The following is a 17,111-nucleotide window of genomic DNA, read 5'->3' as shown; positions in this document are numbered from 1 at the left end:
ATGGGGCGCGCGGCGATTGTCGTTGGAATGGGCGGTCAGAATTCTTCCGACCAGGGGCGCAGGTCGAGCTCGAGCGTCCAGGCCGTGCGCTGCTGGTGGTGCAGGAACCAATAGGCGTCCGCGATCGCATCGATGGTCAGAAGCCCCGCTGCGGCACGCTTTTCCGCGAGCTGCGGGTAAAGGCTCAGCGCCCGGTCGCCATCAATCACCCCGTCGAGAATGACATTCGCAACATGGATCCCCTGCGGCCCGAATTCGCGGGCAAGGCTTTGCGCGAGCATCCGCGTCCCGGCCTTGGCGGCTGCGAAGGGCGAGAACCTCGCCTTTCCCCGCAAGGAGGCGCTGGCTCCGGTGAAAAAGAGGCTACCCCTCTTGCGCTCCAGCATCGCCGGAAGAGCGGCTTGCGCGAGGTGGAAGGCGGCCAGCGTATGCGCCTGCCAATGCTCCTCAAAGCTCGCGGCCGTGGTCTCGAGGAACGGCGCCGGATTGTTTGGCCCTGCGTTGTGCACTGCGAGCGCCAATGGCGCGATGGCCTGTGCCGCCTGGACAAAGCGCTTGGCATCGGCTGCCACTGAAGCATCCCCCAGAACATAGGAGACATTCGGGCTGAGCGTTTTCAGCGCCGCGACGGTGCTGACGAGCTTGGCTTCGCTCCGACCGGCAATGACGACGGAAAAGCCACCTTCCGCGAAGCGCCTGGCAATCGCGGCACCAAGTCCCTGCGCCGCGCCAACGCCGACGACGAGGACGCTGTGATGATCATCCTGTTGCATCCGCCACCTTCCTTTCTGCTGCCTATATAGGCTTGAAGGGCGATGTCTCAAATGACATATAAACGTCAGTTTCGGTCATTCACGACAGGTCGCAGGATGAGACAGATCACGTTCGCCCTCTACCCGGGTTACTCGGTCATCGCCCTCGCGGTTGCCTCGGTGTTCGAGACCGCCAATGGGCTCGCCGCCGCGCCGGTTTATGACTTGCGGTTCATCTCCGAGACCGGTGGCCCCGTGCGGACCTCGTCGGGGCTCTCGCTGAGCAGCGAGCCCTTCGACAACAGCGTCGGAGACACGCTCATCATCGGCGGAAACGGTGCGGGGCCGGTGGAGCCCTCGCCGGACATGCTGGCCTTCGTTCGGCAGGCGCCGGAGCGTTACCGTCGGATTGCCGCAATCTGCACGGGCGCCTTCATTCTTGCCGAGGCAGGTTTGCTGGACGGGCGCCGCGCGACGACGCACTGGCTTTGCGCGCGCGACATGCAGCGCCGCTTCCCCAAGATAAAACTGGATGAGGATCGTATCTTCATCAATGACGGCCAGATCTGGACCTCGGCGGGCATGACGGCGGGCATCGATCTGGCGCTCGCGCTCGTCGAAAGCGATCTCGGGGACGAGGCCGCGAAGGCCGTCGCCCGCAAGCTGGTGATGTATCACCGTCGCGCCGGTGGTCAGTCCCAATTCTCGACGCTTCTGGAGCTTTCGCCCAAATCCGACCGAATCCAGAAGGCCTTGATCTTCGCTCGGGACAATCTGCACAAGCCGCTCACGGTCCCCCAGCTTGCCGAAGCCGCTCATCTCAGCCCCCGCCAGTTCAGCCGCGCCTTCCACGCAGAGACAGGCCAGTCGCCCGCCAAGGCCATCGAGAACCTGCGCGTCGAGGCCGCGCGCACGTTGATGGAGCAAAGCCGCCACGCGATTGACGTCGTCGCACGCCAGACCGGTTTCAGCGACCGAGACCACATGCGCCGCGCCTTCCTGCGCGCCTTCGGGCAACCGCCGCAGGTTCTGCGTCGCAACGCGCGCAATGATGGGGTCCCGTCGGAGAGCAGAGTGATGGGCGGTCTGACGGCCTGAGAAAGCGGGGCTTTGCGTCGCGGGATTGATATTTCAGTTGGCGAGGTGTTAACACGCGCGCCGCCACAGGTGGAAGCCTAACCCATCGATTTCCGGAAGGGTCTTGATGGTTTGGCGGCCTGGGTCACCCACAGCTTCGGGCGCGATCTCTCTTGCGGCGCGATCTATCTGTTTCGATCGCGAAGGGCGGACCGGCTGAAAATACTCGTGTCGGGTGGCTCCGGAACTGTGATGCTGGCGAAGTGCCTGAACGGCGGCCAAATCAAATGGCTGGAACGTCAGATGGAGCCGGTCGCTCTCAGCAAGGTCCAGCATGAAGCTCTGTACGAAGGCCTCGACTGGACCCCGGTCTAGGTCCAGCAAGCACTAAAGCCAGTCTTGATCTGAACCCTGAAACGCCGCTCGCTTCGGGGGCCTCCTGCCGGGAGGTTAATGATCAAGCATTGTCCGAAAGGCATCTCACCATGCCCAGAACTCCGTTTCTCGAAGCGCACGTTTTTGATTGCCTCGAACCGAGAACCGAGCCGGAGGAGAGGTACGAGCTCCAACCGCGCGGCCTCGGCCAGCGAGCTCGACGTTCGGTGATTGATCTAGTTGCAATAGGCATCTGTGGTTTTACGTTGGCATCACGGCCGCCAGAAGGCAGCTGCGTTCGCTCGGACATCCTCGACTGCCATGCTGGAATGGACCGTAGTCACGATCAAGGTGTCATTGGTGATCTTGCCAAGGTAACGGAACAGGCCCAGTTCAAGATCGGCGTAACCGCTTCCCTTGCCCGTCCTGCCAATCGTTTGAGTGTTGCTGGCCCTTGATGAGGGCGAATTTTCCGGCGAGACGCTGGCCCTTTCTCAAGGTCTGTCGTTCAGCGAGATGCTGAGCTTTTTCAGGAAGGGCCATCCGCCCGCTGAGATCTCCAAGCGTGGAACCGGGCGCAAGGATCGGGTCATGCTGATCCTGCGCAAGTCTCGACCTGTCATGAGAGTTTCGTCAGCTTTCGCCGACTGGCTTTGATGCACAGATTGTCTTGGGTGACGCTCGACCAGTGGGTGCGCCCAGTAGTATAAGCGCAAAAGGTGCTCTATAGGGTATATCGAAAACTAGTGCGCTCGATGGTAAATTGCTCCTCGACGTTGTCAGGGAGAAGCGGTGAGATGTACCAGCCGATACGCAGTTCGAAAGACTTCGGCGACCTCATTCGGCGGTGTCGCCAACTCGCTGGCCTGACACAGGCCGAGCTTGCGCAGCGCGCAGGGCTTGAGACGAAGCAGATTTCGCGCATCGAAACGGCAACAAATGTGCCCGGGCTCAACTCAATCCTCGCGCTCTGCGCCGCGCTGGATATCGAGCTGGGCATTCGCGAGCGGGACGAGACGGGCTCGTCATCTCAGGTCGCGGCGTCGATTGAGGATATCTTCTGATGGGGCGTCGTCCGTTGCGTCGGGCACTCGACGTCTTGCTGAACGGTCGGCGTGTCGGGCTCTATCGCATGGCGGCGGATGGCGGGACGAGCTTTGAATATGCCCAAGAATGGCTCGACTGGGAGCATGCTTTCCCCATCAGCCGCCAACTGCCGCTTCTCAGGGGAAGCAGATCCGGTGAGGCGATTTCTGCGGTTTTCGAGAACCTTCTGCCGGATAGCGCAACGCTCAGAAGCACCATCGCCGAAAAGGCGGGGGCACGCTCGGCGCGGCCTTTCGACCTTCTGGCCGCAATCGGTCATGATTGCGTGGGCGCCCTGCAGTTTGTACCCGAAGGCTTGGATCCACAGGCCCCGTTCTCCATCGATGCTGAGGTGCAGAGCGACGCCGAGATTGCCGATACCCTGCGTCGTCTCGACAGCGAGCCGCTGGGAATTGCACCAGGGCAACCGTTCCGAATTTCGCTTGCCGGGGCACAGGAGAAGACCGCTTATCTCAAACAAGGTGCGCATTGGTATCGTCCGCGTGGCCTGACGCCGACGACCCATATTTTCAAGCGCCCGATGGGCCTGCTGGCCGGTCAGATCGACCTGACGGATAGCGTCGAGAATGAGTTCTTCTGTCTACGCTTGGCCCGTGAACGGGGATTGCCGGTCAATCAGGCCGAGATCGCGCGGTTTGAGGACGAAAAGGCCCTCATCCTGACCCGCTTCGACCGCCGGGAGACCGCCGACGGACGGCTTATCCGCTTGCCGCAAGAGGATTTCCTGCAGGCAATGGGGCTTTTCTCGGCCGCGAAATATCAAAGCGAAGGTGGCCCGGGCATCCTTAGCTACCTAGAACTTCTCTCGGGATCGAAGAACCGCTTCGGTGACATCAAGACCTTTCTGAAGGCGCAGGTGATCTTCTGGATGATCGGAGCCACGGATGGTCACGCCAAGAACTTCTCGATCTTTCTCGAGCCGGACGGTTTCCGCCTGACGCCGCACTACGACATCCTGAGCGCGGCGCCTGCAATTCGCCGCGATCACTTGAGAAACCGGGAATTGCAGCTGGCGATGTCCGTCGGTGACAGAAACCATTATCGCATTGATCAGCTTATGCCGAAGCATTTCGATCAGACGGCCATTCGAGCGAAGGTTCCTGAGGAGGTTCGCCGGGCGGTCTTTACCGAGATTGCCGAATTGGGGCAGGGGGCATTGTCGCGGGCCAGCGCCGATCTGCCCGAAGACTTCCCCGAGCGGATCGTCGAGGATATTATCGGATTTGCGACCCATAAACTGAAGCATATCGAGGACTATGCTGCCGCATCGCAGTCATGACGCGGGCGGAGTTACAAAGGGTGGTTCTGCATAGGGCGCCTCCAACCGAGGAAGCAGAGGGGCGCGCTAATGCAAATATGGCGGTTGATCTCCGAACCGCGCCGGGGTCCCAATCAAGGAGGACGCTCCAGCCACCGCGTTACATAAGACGGTCCAATTGGTCATTCGCAGCGTCTGATTTGATCTCTGCTCGCGTTTCTCGAAAAAAAAACGACGAACAAACCTGCTGTCCTGACCGAGTCGCTGTAGCCATGGCCCGCTCGCGACCAAGCGCTCATCGCTGCCCTCGCCCAAAAGGCTCCGTCCCTCCAGGCCTGACGTCTCGATCGGTTCGGGGAGCTTCGGCATTCTGGCACCGCCGACAACCGCAAAGGTCGAGACCGGTGGAAATTGTCACGGGAGAGCGGCGGCTGGGATATGACCCCGCTCAGAGTGGTCTAGCGACTTGGAAGGTGGCACCACCATCGAGATGGGTTTAAAGATCAGTCTCAGCCTAGCGGAAGATTATGCTCTTCGCTGCTCGCGCGACGGGATTTCAAGCCCCAAATCACCCTCATCAGTGACGCGACCTTGCTAGTCATAAAGCCAAAACCTGAGAACCAAAAAAAATGCTGAGCTTACATGTTGCGCTGGTCTACCCTTTCATTCATCAGTCGAAGGACTACCCGTCTGATTACGACGAGCGTCACACTCTAATGGCAGGAATGCGCAGGGATGCGCTGGTGCGACATCGTGCCGGGAGAATCGACGTAAAATGGCCTTGTTGTGAGCCTAAATGACTGCCTTGCTCTGTTTAACCAGTAAGAGGAAGAAAGTGGTCGCGCCAGAAATGCCAGACCCGCTCCCATTCCTTGGGCATCTGTTTTCGACGGCTGAAATAGGTTGCATAGGACATCGCATAGGCCCGGCAGGAGCGGCAATCGATATTCGGAGCACAACATTTTCCAGAGTTTTTCGTTAGATCGGCATTGTAATGGGCGTGATGCCGCGTCAGACGATTGCCGCAGTCGGTTGCGATACCATCTTGATCAAGCTGATAGAGACTATCTGGCTGTGTCATCCAGTCCACAAACTCAGGCGGGATTTTTGCGGTCTCTGGGAAGTCCTTGCAGGCCTGAAGAATAGCCGTGCGGGCGGTCTGCAGACCTGTATCATCAAGGCGCATATCAGCTTGCGGAGAGCTGAAGCGGAAATAACTGCCTTTGGATTGCTGCCCGGATTTGAGGTTTCTCTCATATTCGATGGTCGAAGAAAATAGACTGAAGGTCAGCGCCAGGCCATGATCTTTGCATGCCTGAACAACCTCCGGGATCTCAGCAAGATTAAACGAGTTCAGCGTCATCACGAAAAGCGCGCGCGGGTCTCCGGCATAATTGCGCATGGCCTTTCGGTTCGAGCTGGCGCCGCGATACAGTTGCGACCGACTTTCGTTACCCCAGATGGAGACGTGAATGCGATAGCGGATATCTGATTCTACCTTTTTGATTCCATTTGTAAAAATTACGCCAAAAGGAATCGAATCTTGGCATGCTCTGATGCGATCAGGGTAAAGTGATGGTTCTGCGCCACCAAGATAGGCGAAATTAATGCCACGCAGCGCTTCGGCAGAGAAAAAATCTCGCCATTTCGCCAAATCGGATTCGGCGCGGTCGATCTCTGGCCCGGCTCCCGAGAAGTAGAGGCAACCCTCACAGGTCAGATTGCAGGTGTTGCTGATGTCGTAATTGCTTGTCCGAAGACGCCCGATATGTTGATGCTGGATCAGATCTGGAGAGGTCATATCACGCTACGGAGCTTATGCCCAAGAATTCCTGAAAGATACGGCCTGCGACGATGGGAAGACTCGTGTTATGCCGATCTAAATCGGGGATCGGGAAGCACGTAACACCCGGCAGATCTCGGATAAACTCTGCATGCGCTACGTCCTTTGGGGAATTTGCGCCATACCACATATCTATTCGGCATTCACCGCCCGCCGAAAGAATATCCTGCGACAGGTCGCGATCCTCGGCTGGCACAAGTTTATTCAGCCGCGTTACAACGAGTTTGCCGCGCGAGTCTCCGACCGCTGTCATGAAATCGGTACTGATATTCGTCGCTCCTGAAGCGCAAAGGATATGCGCTGCTCCCAACTTTATACCGTAGCGAACCGCCGCAAATCCTCCCGCGGAACTTCCGAAGCACAACAAGTGTTGCGTTCCTTGCTTATTCAGAATTCCGCTCAACGCCGTCAAAGTTTCCTCTTGATTTGCTCCAAGCTCGGGCGCTCCAGAGGTAAACAGAGTCCGCGTGCTGTCGCGCAAATAGACCGCAGAATGTCCGAGCGCAGCGCAAAAAGAATCCAGCACTTGAATCGGCATGCCAGCGCGATCGGCAAGCCCCGTAAACACCAGAAGTGTCACCCTAGAGTTTCCCGTATGACTGATGATGACATTGCTGCCGTCGTCTTCGATCAACGGGCGCTGATATTGATTGGCATCAGGCAAAGATTGCACGATTTGGTGGATCTCAGACCAATCGGGATTCCCGTTGCCTTTCATTTCATCCAGAAGTTCAAGTGCCGGTTGGCGTTGGCCCGCCAGAGCCAAGATCAGTGCCTGTTGCTCGGGGGGCATTACCTTGGGTTGTAGACCGCCTGCCTCAAGATAGGTGCCAAGGTTCGGAAGCTGTTCGGGCCATTTGGCAAGAATATCACGCGCTAGATTGGCGCGCTCGGAGGCAGGGAGCTGCACGAAGAGGCCGACAAGATTAGGCAGATCCGGCCAGATCTCTCCTTGTGCGACAATGGTCTTTACTGCATCGAGTGCCGCTTCGGTATCATCCTCGGTCATGGCGATGCGGTAACGCAGCTCTTCGGCGAGATCGGAGCGCGCCCCGGATTGGAGCAGAATCATCGCATGATGCTTCGCGCGCGGCAGCTTTTGGGTTGCAAGCAGGCGGATCGCTAGCTGATAGCGGATCTGTGCTTCCGCAGGCGCACGCGCGACAATCAATTCAAGCGTCTCATCAAGCCGCCGCCAGTCCTTTAGTGCCCGATATACCGTGCAGTTCAGCTTCATCAGGCTAATCTCACTGGCGCCAAATAGACGCGCGAGATCTATGGCACGCAGCGCGGAGATCGTATCGCCGCTTCGGAGATAGGCCAAGGCGAGCAGGTTTTGCGCGCGCGGCACGAGTACCGTGCGAGCCGGTAGGTCCAGCAAGAAGTCGATCACTTCACGTGGTCTTCCTGCATGCAGGAGCGCTTCTGCCTGATCGAGCGGCTGTGCGCCAGGGGTGTGTTCCGATGATGGCATGAGAATTTTACCCACTGTGCAATGTTGAATTTGACTCTGCTCATACGGGTTTTTATGAGCTTAAGAAACCTTTTAAGGCGATTAACATGAGCTGCATGGCTCTTTGTCAACCAGCAATGATTGTTCAGCTTCGGGACGCTCTGGCAGATCCATCGATTCCGAAGGGCGCAAGCCAGTGGTGCGTTGGTGGCGTTCGATTAACTATCTGAATTAATTAATATAAATATAGACGCTCCCGGCGGAGAGCTCGGAGAGCTCTCCTCACACCCAAAGGATAAGACCCGTGATCAGCAGAATCCTCGGCCTGTTTCGGCTTTATGCCAGCCGACACGCGACGATGCAGAAATCGGGCTTTCCGCTCTTGGACAACCTCGGCAAGCGCGTTGGTCATATCGATCGCATCACGATCCGCGAGGGTCGCCTCTGGGTCGAAGGATGGACCCTGTCCGACCGGGTTGGGCTCGCCAATAGCGTTCAGACCGTCGAATGCGCGCCCAATCTGACGCGCGACGACGTTGAAACACAGTTTGCCGATGTCCGGGGCAAGACACCGGGTTTCATGCTGGATATGCCGCTCAGTCTGGATCATACCGTCTTCTGGTCGGATGTGGGCGATATCCGCTATATGCAGGCCTTGCCCCAGGTCGCGTCGCGCGAACTAAAGACGATGCGCCGAAAACAGTTTGTCCCCTTCCTGCGGGACACAATACGCGTCTTTCCTGCGGGCGTGCGTTGGCTTTTGCACCGCGACCCTCAGTCGGCCGCCCGGATAAAAAGCGCGCTGAAGCTAAACACCGTTCCCCGGTCCAGACAGCTCAACGACTTGATCTTTGCGGAGGATGTGGCGGTCAAGGACCGCTTGCCAGGCGAACTTCTCCGGACCGGGATAACCATCGTCATCCCGGTGTATAATGCCTTCGACCTCCTGCCAGAGGTCTTGGCGCGCGTGGTGAGCCACACCGATCTGCCCTGGCGACTGATCCTCATCGAGGATAGCTCGTCGGATCCTCAAGTGCGGCCGTGGTTGCGGGCGTGGCGGGCGGGGCTGAGTTCGAATGTGGCGGCACGGGTCACTGTGCTCGAAAATGACACGAACCTCGGCTTTATCGGTTCGGTGAACAAAGCTTTCGCGGCTGCGCTGCCGTTTGGGAACCACGTCGTTTTGCTCAACTCGGATGCCTTTGTGCCTGCGCGTTGGGCCAGTCGATTGATCCGGCCCTTTCTAGAGCACGACAATGTCGCCACGGTAACGCCGATGTCGAATGATGCCGAGATCTTCAACGTTCCCGTCATCTGCAAGCGCGCGCACCTCTTTGCCGGAGAGGCCGATGCCATCGACGAGGTCGCGGCGCGGTTTTTTCCCGGCGCAGATCTGGCCGATGCTCCGACAGGGGTTGGGTTCTGCATGGCGATCAATATCAAATTTCTGCGCAAATTGCCGGAATTGGATGCAGGCTTTGGCCGCGGTTATGGCGAAGAGGTCGATTGGTGCCAGCGGGCCCGCCATCTGGGAGGGCGTCATCTCGGGCATGGTGGTTTGTTTGTCGAGCATCGCGGCGGCAGCTCTTTCGGCTCAGCCGATAAACTGCGGCTCGTCCGGGACAACAGTAAAATTGTCAGCCTCCGCTACCCCCGATACGATGCTGAAGTGCAGGAGTTCATCCGTCAGGATCCATTGAACACAGCACGCCTCGCTCTCGCTTTGGCCTGGGCAGGGAAGCGTCAGAAGGGCGCCGTTCCAGTCTATCTGGCCCATGATATGGGAGGCGGCGCCGAGCACTACTTGCAAGACCGTCTAAAAACCGACCTGAAGACTGGTGCAAGTGCCGTGATCTTACGTGTGGGGGGCCTCTCGCGCTGGCAGATTGAGCTGCACAGCGCCGAAGGCATTACCCGCGGCGGGACTGATAGCACCGATTTCGTCCGCCGCCTGCTGGGGCTGCTTCCGGCCCGTAGGATCATCTACTCTTGCGCGGTCGGCGATCGAGACGCGGTCAGTATGCCCGAAGTCCTGATCTCTCTGGCGCGGGGGCCGGATGACCGGATCGAGGTTCTGGTGCACGACTATCTGATCTTTAGCCCGAGCTATACCCTATTGGAAAGCGATGGCATTTATCGCGGAGTGCCCACGTCCCATAACAGCGATCCCGCGCATACTGTCATTCGTGATGACGGAACCATCGTCACCCTGAACGATTGGCGCAAGGCATGGGGAACGCTGCTCGAGGCCGCCAGCTTGATCACGGTCTTTTCCGAGAATAGCCGTAACCTCGTCTGTCTAGCCTATCCGGACGTGGCGGCCAAACTGACGGTCACACCGCATCGCCTGCTGCACGACGTCCCGCCGATCACGCCCAGAAAGACGAAAGACGGCGTTCCGGTGATCGGCGTGCTTGGAAATATCGGCTATCAAAAAGGCATTACGGTGCTGCGTGACCTGTCTCAGGAACTGGTCAAAAACCGACGTGCCCGCTTGGTGGTTCTGGGTAATACGGAGCCGGCCTATCCTTTGGCCGCCTCGGCGCATATCCATGGCGATTACCGGGTGCAGGATATCCCCGCTCTGGTTGCTCGCTACGGGATTACTCGCTGGCTGATACCATCGATTTGGCCAGAGACTTTCTCTTATACGACCCATGAGGCGCTTGCGACCGGTTTGCCAGTTTTTGGTTTCGATCTGGGAGCGCAGGGCGACGCAATCCGCGCTGCGGCTGCGGTTTCGGGCCGGGGCGGCGTGATTCCTCTGGTTGAATCAGGTGCAGATCCGGATGAGGTCTTGGATATGCTTCTGAATGAGGAGGTTCAAGAGTTATGCGTGTCATGATAAAGGTCAGAGAAGATGTTCGCTTTTTCTACCAATCGAACACCGGCAATGCGATTGGAAACTGTTGAAATAATGAGCGATAATATTTTTGATCCAAATGCTGATCAAGGAAAATACAACTATTGGACAAAGGTGGCGGCGCCGTCCAAGACGTATGCCATCCTGTTTACACCTCGAAGTGGAAGTAGCTGGCTGACGAGCATCCTATCCAAGACACAAGTCTTGGGAACTCCAGAGGAGTGGTTCAATCCCTCACTCATGCCGCGGAGCTCACGAGATAAAGGGGCGCGAAATCTCGATCAGTTTGTCGAAGCGATCAGTCGGCATCAATGCCATGGTGACATATTTGGATTCGAAATTACCTATCACCAACTTATGGCGGTCTTTAAGTCAACGCAAGATTTCATTGCGAGATTTCAAGATGCAACCTTCTTCTGGCTAACCCGAGACGATATCGTCGCTCAAGGGATATCCTTGGACAAAATGGTTCAGACCAACGTCCACCATGCGGCACAGAGCGACGCGCGTCAAATTGAAAACAGCGACACTATCTATAACTATGATGCGGAACGTATAAAGGGTTGGATCTGCCATATACATGCCGCTGAAACAGGCACAGAGAAAATGATCCATGACTTTGGCTTATCTGTGATGCGTCTGTCTTACGAAGAGATGACCGCGACAGGCGCAAGAGGTACCGCAAGCCTTATCGCCGAAACGCTTGGCTTGGAGAATTTTATCCTCAAGGATACTTTGTCAGATCATCGAAAAATTGCAACCCGCAAAAACAATGAGTTCGCGGAGCGATTTTATGCCGAAAATGCGGCGTTCGTTGATGAAATCAACGCCGCTCGCGGTGAATGGCGTTTACGTCAAAGTTGACATCAACGCGGCAATCATCGTGTTGTCGAGTGGGGCTTTCAAGGGTGGGAAGTATCAATTTAGCGGATGGATCTTTTTGATCTTCATCGCCGAGAGTATCAGGAATTGATCCCAATGCCGAATAACGTTTCTGAGGATGCAGCCGCATCACAAAATTCGACAGAAGAAGATTTCGCGCAACGCTCTTGCCAGGAGGTGCGCGCCAGCCCTCGAAATTGCTTGCTGGTTCTCGGAATGCATCGTTCGGGGACCTCGGCGCTTAGTGGATTGTTTTGTTTGGCCGGCTGCACACCGCCAAAGACGCCAATCCCTGCGGGCGATGAAAATCCGAAGAGTTTTTTTGAGAGCAGCCTCATCGTGGAGGTCAATGACGCGCTATTGGCGGCTGCCGGATCTAATTGGCATGACTGGACCGCGCTCAAAGTCGGCCGCCTTGATGCGGTGCAGGAAAGCACGCTTCGGACACGGGCTTTGGATACACTATCGGAGGAGTTCGGCACATCCTCATTTTTCGTTTTCAAGGATCCTCGAATATGCCGGTTTGCGGCATTCTGGTTAGAGGTGCTAAGGGATGCAAACTATTGTCCAAATATCGTGCATATTCATCGCAATCCGTTGGAGGTCGCTGCATCGCTTGCGAAGCGAAATGGCTTTAGCAAAGAGTTAGGGCTTCTGCTTTGGCTTCGCCATGTCCTGGATGCAGAGGTGACCACGCGCGGCCAATCTCGAGATTTCGTCAGCTATGCCGGACTCCTCGAAAATCCGGCGCGCCTTGTCTCACAAGTCCGAGTGAGATTAGGTTCCCTCTGGTCGCAGGAATTTAAGGTGGCTGATAGCGAGCTCAATGAGTTCATCAGTCCCGAGCTGCGGCACTTCTCCGAGCCGACGGAACTAAGGCTTTCTGATCCAGAAATCTCGCCATGGGTCCAGAAAACTTTCGACATCATGGAAAACTGGGCGGCAGAGGGCGAGAATTCCCGGGACTACCTCAAGCTGGATGCCATCCGGACTGCCCTTAATGATGCGGAACCGATGTTTGAGGGGTTGGTCAAAAATGCCCAATCGGCTGCAGAGGCCAATCGGAAGATGTCTCTTGAGATTGCTCTGGCAAAGAAGGAGGTCGAGAGTTGCCAGAAAGAGATCGCAGAAAATCTCAAGAAAACCGTGGCGATCAAAGCGGTCGCCGCCGCCGTTTCTGCGGCCAGCGCAAAGGATCAAACCAAACTCGAGGCAATTCGCGCTGCGCTTGCGATAACAAAGCTCGAGCTGGTCGCGGCGCAAGGAAAAGTGCAGGACCGCGAGAAAGACCTTGACCGACTAACCGAGATTATGGACGTTGCCAAACAAGACCAGGAATTGCTTTTGACGAGGGTCATTGTTGCAGAGGCAAATCGTGACGCTCTTCTGAAATCAAGAAGTTGGCGAGTTACTGGTCCGTTGCGCCGAATTGCCGATCACTTGCGGAGAGCCAAGCGCAAGAGATTGAGCTGACGCCGAAACGTCCCAACTATCTCAATCCTCGACCAACCGCATGATCGGGCCCGGCTACGACGCGGAAGTCTCAGCCTGCCGGGATCCTTCACGACTGAGCGGGCTTGTCGCCCTGCAGTTTGAACCCGCGAGGTTGCGTACAGAAGGCCCAGTGATCACACCAAACCGATCTGATGCACTGTAAAGCTGCGGCGCGGGGCGAAGCCCATGTGTTCGTAAAGCCGCTGGGTGCGCGGGGCGTCGGAGCGCACATGCAGGAAGGGGAGTTCGCCCTTGGCTCGGATTTCGCGGCGCAGCGCGGTCATCAGATGTTGGGCAAGGCGACGGCCGCGGAATGCCTCATCGACGCAAACGGCACTGATCTCGCGATGGCCGGCGAATTGCAGCCGCTCGCCGGCCATGGCGATCAAGCGGGCCTCGTCGCGGATGCCGAGATAGCGCCCCATCTCGCCGGTGCGCGGGCCGAAAGGCCCCGGCTTGGTGCGTTCGGCCAGCGCCATCATTTCGGGCACATCCGCAGCGGTGAGGCTTTGGATATCGCGGTCAGGCGCGATCTCGGCTGGGGAAGTCTCCACCATCTGCACGACCTCAAAGAGCGGCGTGTTTTTCACCCCGGAGACCTCGGGCAGCGGACCGTCGGCGATCAGCAAGGCGGTCTCATCTGCGCGCAGCAGCCCGGCCAAGGCGTCCAGACAATCCGGCGTCGGTGCGGCGATGGCAGCGAAGGGTGAGACCTCGGGGTGAAACCGACGCGCGAATGCGCCGCCTTCGCCAAGAGAGGCCTGCCGACCGGTCAGCGCAGACCAGGCGGGATTGTCGAGCGGATGGGGGTCTGAACGGGTCATGGGCGCTCTCTTCTTCTGTTGGGGATGCCCGCCGCGCAATCCATGCGGCGGGCGTTGGTGGGGTCGCAGCCTATTGGATCAGCAGACCAAGCGGCGAGAGCGGGCCGATCGGGAAATACTCGAACCGGTGCAGGCCCTCCTGCGTCAGGGGCAGCGCGCCAATCAACGTCTCGGCCTCCTCTTGATCCGCGACATTCAGCAGGAAAACCGCGCCCTTCATCCCGTAGCGCAGCCAAAATTGCTCGAGCTTGCCGCCGAGATAAAGCTTCAGCGTCGCGGGAACCTCATCGGGAAAAATGCGCGCGGATTGCTCGTCCGAGAGCGGTTGCAGCGTGCCGATGGCAAGGACCTTCATCATGGATCTCCTGAAATCCGGGTTGGAAGGCCTGCAATCTAGGGCGATTGACGACGCTCGAATATGTTCACATATGACAATAATGAAACCGTTTACGACAAAGGCTGGCGATGAAACTGACCCTCCTTGTGCTCGATCAGGTCTTTGACACCGGGCTGACCGCGATGCTCGATATCTTGTCGATGGCCAATGATCTCGATGACGAACAGGGCCCACACCCGCGCTTTGAGGTCTCGCTGGCCGGGCATGGCGCGCCCGTGCGCACGGGCCTTGGTTTTGCGATCGAGACCCAGCCCTATGACGCGATGGCACCCGCCGACTGGGTGATCGTCCCCGCGCTTGCGGCCAAGCAGCCCGAGCCGCTGACGGCGGCCTTGCTGCGCGAAGATCTGGGCCCCGCCAAATCCTTCATTCAAGCGAGCCGCGACGGCGGCGCGAAAATCGCCGCCGCCTGTACCGGCACCTTCATCGTCGCAGAGACTGGGCTTCTCGATGGGGCCGAGGCCACGACGACCTGGTCGCTTTCCCCGTTCTTTCGCCAGCGCTACCCGAAGGTGAAGCTCGATGAGACGCGGTTGGTGCGCTATTCGAACCAGATCGCGACGGCGGGGGCGATGCTGGGGCATGTCGATCTGGCGCTCTGGCTGGTGCGGCAAAACAGCCCGGACCTTGCCGCGCGGGTCGCGCGCTTCATGCTGATCGATACGCGCAGCTCTCAGGCCGATTACATCATCCCGGACTTTCTCGCCCATGCCGATCCGTTGATCGAGCGCTTCGACCGCTGGTGCCATGCTCATCTGGCCGAAGGGTTCAATCTGCAGGCCGCGGCCGATGCGCTACATGTCCATAGCCGCACCTTGCAGCGCCGCACCGAGGCCGTGCTGGGCAAGTCACCGCTTGCGTTCTTTCAGGACCTGCGGATCGAACAGGCACGCCGGCTGATTTTGCAGGGCGTGCCGCTTGAGGTGATCGCGGAAGAGGTCGGATATGCCGATGCCACGGCGTTGCGCAATCTGCTGCGTCGCAAGCTCGGCTATGGGGTGACGGCGATCCGTGCCGGGCAGGCAGGACTGCAGTGACGGAAGGCAAGCTCCGTGTGGCTGAAGTTCATGGAGGAACGCGCGCGGGCCGAAGACGAGCGCCGGACCCCTTAGGCCGTCGACGCGAAACTGGCCGACATGGCCGCGAAGCTCGATGGCTACACGCTGGGAACTCTCCGCCTGTCGCTGGCCGAGATCGCCGCGTGCGGCTACGGATATCCAGTTTGCCCCAGCGTGGCTGCCGTTGTCGAAGACGAACGCCAAGTTTTGGGTCACGTCGGCATAGATCTCTTCGCCGGGCCGACCGAAAGGATGGCCGGAGCAAGGACGAGGCCCATGCCAAGGGGCTTGCGCTGCTCGATCGGGTCGGGCTGCGCGCCCATGCCGAGAAGTTTCCGGGTCAGCTCTCGGGCGGCCAACAGCAGCGCGTGGCGATTGCGCGCGCTTTGGCGATGGACCCGATTGCGATGCTCTTTGCCGAGCCGACCTCTGCGCTCGACCCCGAGATGATCAACGAGGTGCTTGATGTCATGGTCGAGCTTGCCCGCGAGGGCATGACCATGATGGTCGTGACCCATGAGATGGGCTTTGCCCGCAAAGTGGCCGACCGCGTGATCTTCATGGATCGCGGTGAAATCATCGAGGACGCCGATAAATCCGATTTCTTCGGCACGCCCCGCAGCGAGCGCGCGCAGCTTTTCCTTTCGAAAATCCTTGGCCATTGACGGCAGATTGAGGACATGATGATCACGCAAATCCACCTGCATGGCAGTGCAGCAGATCTGGCCGAGTTGTCGAGCAAGACGGTGCTTTATGCGGGCGCGAACCTGCCGTCTCCGGCGATTTTGGCGGCCTATTCGCCTGCGCTTTCGGCCTTTCCCGCAATGGGTCCCAGCCATCTCAAGGAACAACCCGGCACCGCGCTGATCTCGGCCTTGGAGGAGGAGATCAGCGACCGGGTTTGTGCGATGTTCGGGGCGAGTTGGGCCGAGCCGCGTCTGCCGTCCTGCACCATGGCAAACCTCGCGGTCTTCCAATGTTTTGGCACGCCCGGCGCGCTGTTGCTGGCGCCGGCGGCGGCGCATGGGGGGCATCTCAGCCAAAGGCGCGGCGGCACGCCCGAGCTCGCCGGGCTGGAGGTCCGGGATCTGCCCTTCGACGCGGCCAATCTGAGGATGGATGCCGCACGGGCTGCTGAGGATATCCGGGCCCAGAAACCGGCCATGGTGATGCTGGGCCGCTCGGTGATCTTGCGGCCCGATGACCTCGCCCCGGTGGTTCAGGCCGCGCGCGAGATCGGGGCGCTGACGATCTATGACGCCTCGCATGTGCTGGGGCTGATTGCGGGCGGCACCTTCCCCAATCCGCTTGCGGCGGGCATCGATCTGATGACGAGCTCGACCTACAAGACCTTCCCGGGCCGCCCTCATGCCTTGGTCATGGGGCGCGATCCCAAAGACGGCGCGCGTTTGGCCGAGTTCATCGACCGCCGTTTCATGGCCAATGGCGACAATGGCCGCCTGCCGCAGATGCTGATGTCGCTGCGCGAAGCCGCCGAGCCGGATATGCAAGTGCCAAGGCCGCGCTTTCGGCCTATCGCAAGAGCCTGTCAGAAGAGGTGGCGCCAAAAGGAGGCCGCGTCGTGCGGGTCGCGTCGTCCGGGTTGCGCCGGGCTGGATCGCCACCGAAGCCATTCTGCGGCTAGCCGAGCGGTTGGCGGATGCGGCGGGCACCGATAGGCTAGAAAGCGGATGATCATGGGCAGCCTCGGCGGTATCTCTCTCGGAC

Annotated in this window: 16 protein-coding genes and 1 pseudogene; 12 read left to right on the top strand and 5 right to left on the bottom strand. The window is 58.8% G+C overall.

The window, feature by feature from the left end:
- Nucleotides 1-35: 35 nt before the first annotated feature.
- A complete protein-coding gene (locus JCM7686_RS08350; RefSeq protein WP_020950420.1) occupies nucleotides 36-773 on the bottom strand; it encodes an SDR family NAD(P)-dependent oxidoreductase in 738 nt (245 codons plus the stop codon).
- 96 nt (nucleotides 774-869) lie between these two features.
- Between JCM7686_RS08350 and JCM7686_RS08345 the strand changes: the two genes are divergently transcribed.
- The 6 genes from JCM7686_RS08345 to JCM7686_RS08325 all read left to right on the top strand — a co-directional run bounded on the left by JCM7686_RS08345 (nucleotide 870) and on the right by JCM7686_RS08325 (nucleotide 4,590).
- On the top strand, nucleotides 870-1,850 hold the full coding sequence (locus JCM7686_RS08345; protein ID WP_041527226.1) for a GlxA family transcriptional regulator: 981 nt from the start codon (nucleotides 870-872) through the stop codon (nucleotides 1,848-1,850).
- An 84-nt stretch (nucleotides 1,851-1,934) separates the two neighbouring features.
- Nucleotides 1,935-2,204, top strand: a complete 270-nt coding sequence (tnpB, locus tag JCM7686_RS08340) for an IS66 family insertion sequence element accessory protein TnpB (RefSeq protein WP_084621049.1) — start codon at nucleotides 1,935-1,937, stop codon at nucleotides 2,202-2,204.
- A 110-nt stretch (nucleotides 2,205-2,314) separates the two neighbouring features.
- Entirely contained in the window at nucleotides 2,315-2,662 is a 348-nt protein-coding gene (locus JCM7686_RS24340; protein ID WP_148292593.1) for a hypothetical protein, read from the top strand.
- Nucleotides 2,649-2,861 (top strand): hypothetical protein, encoded by a 213-nt coding sequence (locus JCM7686_RS08335; protein ID WP_148292592.1) that lies wholly within the window; start codon nucleotides 2,649-2,651, stop codon nucleotides 2,859-2,861. The genes JCM7686_RS24340 and JCM7686_RS08335 overlap by 14 nt, the downstream gene beginning before the upstream one ends.
- A 140-nt stretch (nucleotides 2,862-3,001) precedes the next feature.
- Complete coding sequence (locus tag JCM7686_RS08330) at nucleotides 3,002-3,268, top strand: helix-turn-helix domain-containing protein (RefSeq protein WP_041527225.1); 267 nt, start codon at nucleotides 3,002-3,004, stop codon at nucleotides 3,266-3,268.
- Nucleotides 3,268-4,590, top strand: coding sequence for a type II toxin-antitoxin system HipA family toxin (locus tag JCM7686_RS08325; RefSeq protein WP_020950415.1), 1,323 nt, complete (start codon nucleotides 3,268-3,270; stop codon nucleotides 4,588-4,590). The genes JCM7686_RS08330 and JCM7686_RS08325 overlap by 1 nt, the downstream gene beginning before the upstream one ends.
- A gap of 793 nt (nucleotides 4,591-5,383) precedes the next feature.
- On the opposite strand, the gene JCM7686_RS23390 is transcribed toward JCM7686_RS08325, so the two are convergent.
- Entirely contained in the window at nucleotides 5,384-6,370 is a 987-nt protein-coding gene (locus JCM7686_RS23390) for a radical SAM protein (protein WP_020950414.1), read from the bottom strand.
- A 1-nt stretch (nucleotide 6,371) separates the two neighbouring features.
- Nucleotides 6,372-7,901: a tetratricopeptide repeat protein gene (locus tag JCM7686_RS08315; protein ID WP_148292591.1), complete on the bottom strand. Its 1,530-nt coding sequence runs from the start codon at nucleotides 7,899-7,901 to the stop codon at nucleotides 6,372-6,374.
- A 268-nt stretch (nucleotides 7,902-8,169) separates the two neighbouring features.
- Here JCM7686_RS08315 and JCM7686_RS08310 point away from each other — a divergent pair, with 268 nt between their 5' ends.
- The 3 genes from JCM7686_RS08310 to JCM7686_RS08300 all read left to right on the top strand — a co-directional run bounded on the left by JCM7686_RS08310 (nucleotide 8,170) and on the right by JCM7686_RS08300 (nucleotide 13,083).
- Nucleotides 8,170-10,710 carry a glycosyltransferase gene (locus JCM7686_RS08310; RefSeq protein ID WP_020950412.1) on the top strand — a complete coding sequence of 847 codons (2,541 nt, stop codon included), beginning with the start codon at nucleotides 8,170-8,172 and terminating at the stop codon, nucleotides 10,708-10,710.
- Nucleotides 10,711-10,725: 15 nt separating this feature from the next.
- Nucleotides 10,726-11,592, top strand: a complete 867-nt coding sequence (locus JCM7686_RS23925; RefSeq protein ID WP_020950411.1) for a Stf0 family sulfotransferase — start codon at nucleotides 10,726-10,728, stop codon at nucleotides 11,590-11,592.
- 114 nt (nucleotides 11,593-11,706) lie between these two features.
- On the top strand, nucleotides 11,707-13,083 hold the full coding sequence (locus JCM7686_RS08300; protein ID WP_020950410.1) for a sulfotransferase family protein: 1,377 nt from the start codon (nucleotides 11,707-11,709) through the stop codon (nucleotides 13,081-13,083).
- Nucleotides 13,084-13,238: 155 nt separating this feature from the next.
- Here JCM7686_RS08300 and JCM7686_RS08295 read toward each other — a convergent pair whose 3' ends face one another.
- Both JCM7686_RS08295 and JCM7686_RS08290 read right to left on the bottom strand, forming a co-directional pair.
- Complete coding sequence (locus JCM7686_RS08295; RefSeq protein ID WP_020950409.1) at nucleotides 13,239-13,928, bottom strand: GNAT family N-acetyltransferase; 690 nt, start codon at nucleotides 13,926-13,928, stop codon at nucleotides 13,239-13,241.
- A gap of 70 nt (nucleotides 13,929-13,998) precedes the next feature.
- On the bottom strand, nucleotides 13,999-14,283 hold the full coding sequence (locus JCM7686_RS08290) for a hypothetical protein (RefSeq protein WP_041527740.1): 285 nt from the start codon (nucleotides 14,281-14,283) through the stop codon (nucleotides 13,999-14,001).
- A 110-nt stretch (nucleotides 14,284-14,393) separates the two neighbouring features.
- Between JCM7686_RS08290 and JCM7686_RS08285 the strand changes: the two genes are divergently transcribed.
- The 3 genes and pseudogenes from JCM7686_RS08285 to JCM7686_RS08275 all read left to right on the top strand — a co-directional run bounded on the left by JCM7686_RS08285 (nucleotide 14,394) and on the right by JCM7686_RS08275 (nucleotide 17,062).
- Entirely contained in the window at nucleotides 14,394-15,362 is a 969-nt protein-coding gene (locus JCM7686_RS08285) for a GlxA family transcriptional regulator (RefSeq protein ID WP_020950407.1), read from the top strand.
- Nucleotides 15,363-15,637: 275 nt separating this feature from the next.
- A pseudogene (locus tag JCM7686_RS08280) lies at nucleotides 15,638-16,048 on the top strand (amino acid ABC transporter ATP-binding protein); the annotation flags it as partial.
- Nucleotides 16,049-16,066: 18 nt separating this feature from the next.
- Nucleotides 16,067-17,062: a serine hydroxymethyltransferase gene (locus JCM7686_RS08275; protein WP_020950405.1), complete on the top strand. Its 996-nt coding sequence runs from the start codon at nucleotides 16,067-16,069 to the stop codon at nucleotides 17,060-17,062.
- Nucleotides 17,063-17,111 lie beyond the last annotated feature (49 nt).

Source organism: Paracoccus aminophilus JCM 7686, from assembly GCF_000444995.1.
GTDB lineage: Bacteria > Pseudomonadota > Alphaproteobacteria > Rhodobacterales > Rhodobacteraceae > Paracoccus > Paracoccus aminophilus.
The sequence above is the reverse complement of the archived record's forward strand: the minus strand, read 5'-3'. Positions and strand labels throughout refer to the sequence as shown.

Excerpts from the sequence above, each read along its gene's own strand:
- JCM7686_RS08350 (WP_020950420.1), bottom strand. The coding sequence starts at position 773 with ATGCAACAGGATGATCATCACAGCGTCCTCGTCGTCGGCGTTGGCGCG.
- JCM7686_RS08345 (WP_041527226.1), top strand. The coding sequence starts at position 870 with ATGAGACAGATCACGTTCGCCCTCTACCCGGGTTACTCGGTCATCGCC.
- JCM7686_RS24340 (WP_148292593.1), top strand. The coding sequence starts at position 2,315 with ATGCCCAGAACTCCGTTTCTCGAAGCGCACGTTTTTGATTGCCTCGAA.
- JCM7686_RS08330 (WP_041527225.1), top strand. The coding sequence starts at position 3,002 with ATGTACCAGCCGATACGCAGTTCGAAAGACTTCGGCGACCTCATTCGG.
- JCM7686_RS08325 (WP_020950415.1), top strand. The coding sequence starts at position 3,268 with ATGGGGCGTCGTCCGTTGCGTCGGGCACTCGACGTCTTGCTGAACGGT.
- JCM7686_RS23390 (WP_020950414.1), bottom strand. The coding sequence starts at position 6,370 with ATGACCTCTCCAGATCTGATCCAGCATCAACATATCGGGCGTCTTCGG.
- JCM7686_RS23925 (WP_020950411.1), top strand. The coding sequence starts at position 10,726 with ATGTTCGCTTTTTCTACCAATCGAACACCGGCAATGCGATTGGAAACT.
- JCM7686_RS08300 (WP_020950410.1), top strand. The coding sequence starts at position 11,707 with ATGCCGAATAACGTTTCTGAGGATGCAGCCGCATCACAAAATTCGACA.
- JCM7686_RS08295 (WP_020950409.1), bottom strand. The coding sequence starts at position 13,928 with ATGACCCGTTCAGACCCCCATCCGCTCGACAATCCCGCCTGGTCTGCG.
- JCM7686_RS08290 (WP_041527740.1), bottom strand. The coding sequence starts at position 14,283 with ATGAAGGTCCTTGCCATCGGCACGCTGCAACCGCTCTCGGACGAGCAA.
- JCM7686_RS08285 (WP_020950407.1), top strand. The coding sequence starts at position 14,394 with ATGAAACTGACCCTCCTTGTGCTCGATCAGGTCTTTGACACCGGGCTG.
- JCM7686_RS08275 (WP_020950405.1), top strand. The coding sequence starts at position 16,067 with ATGATCACGCAAATCCACCTGCATGGCAGTGCAGCAGATCTGGCCGAG.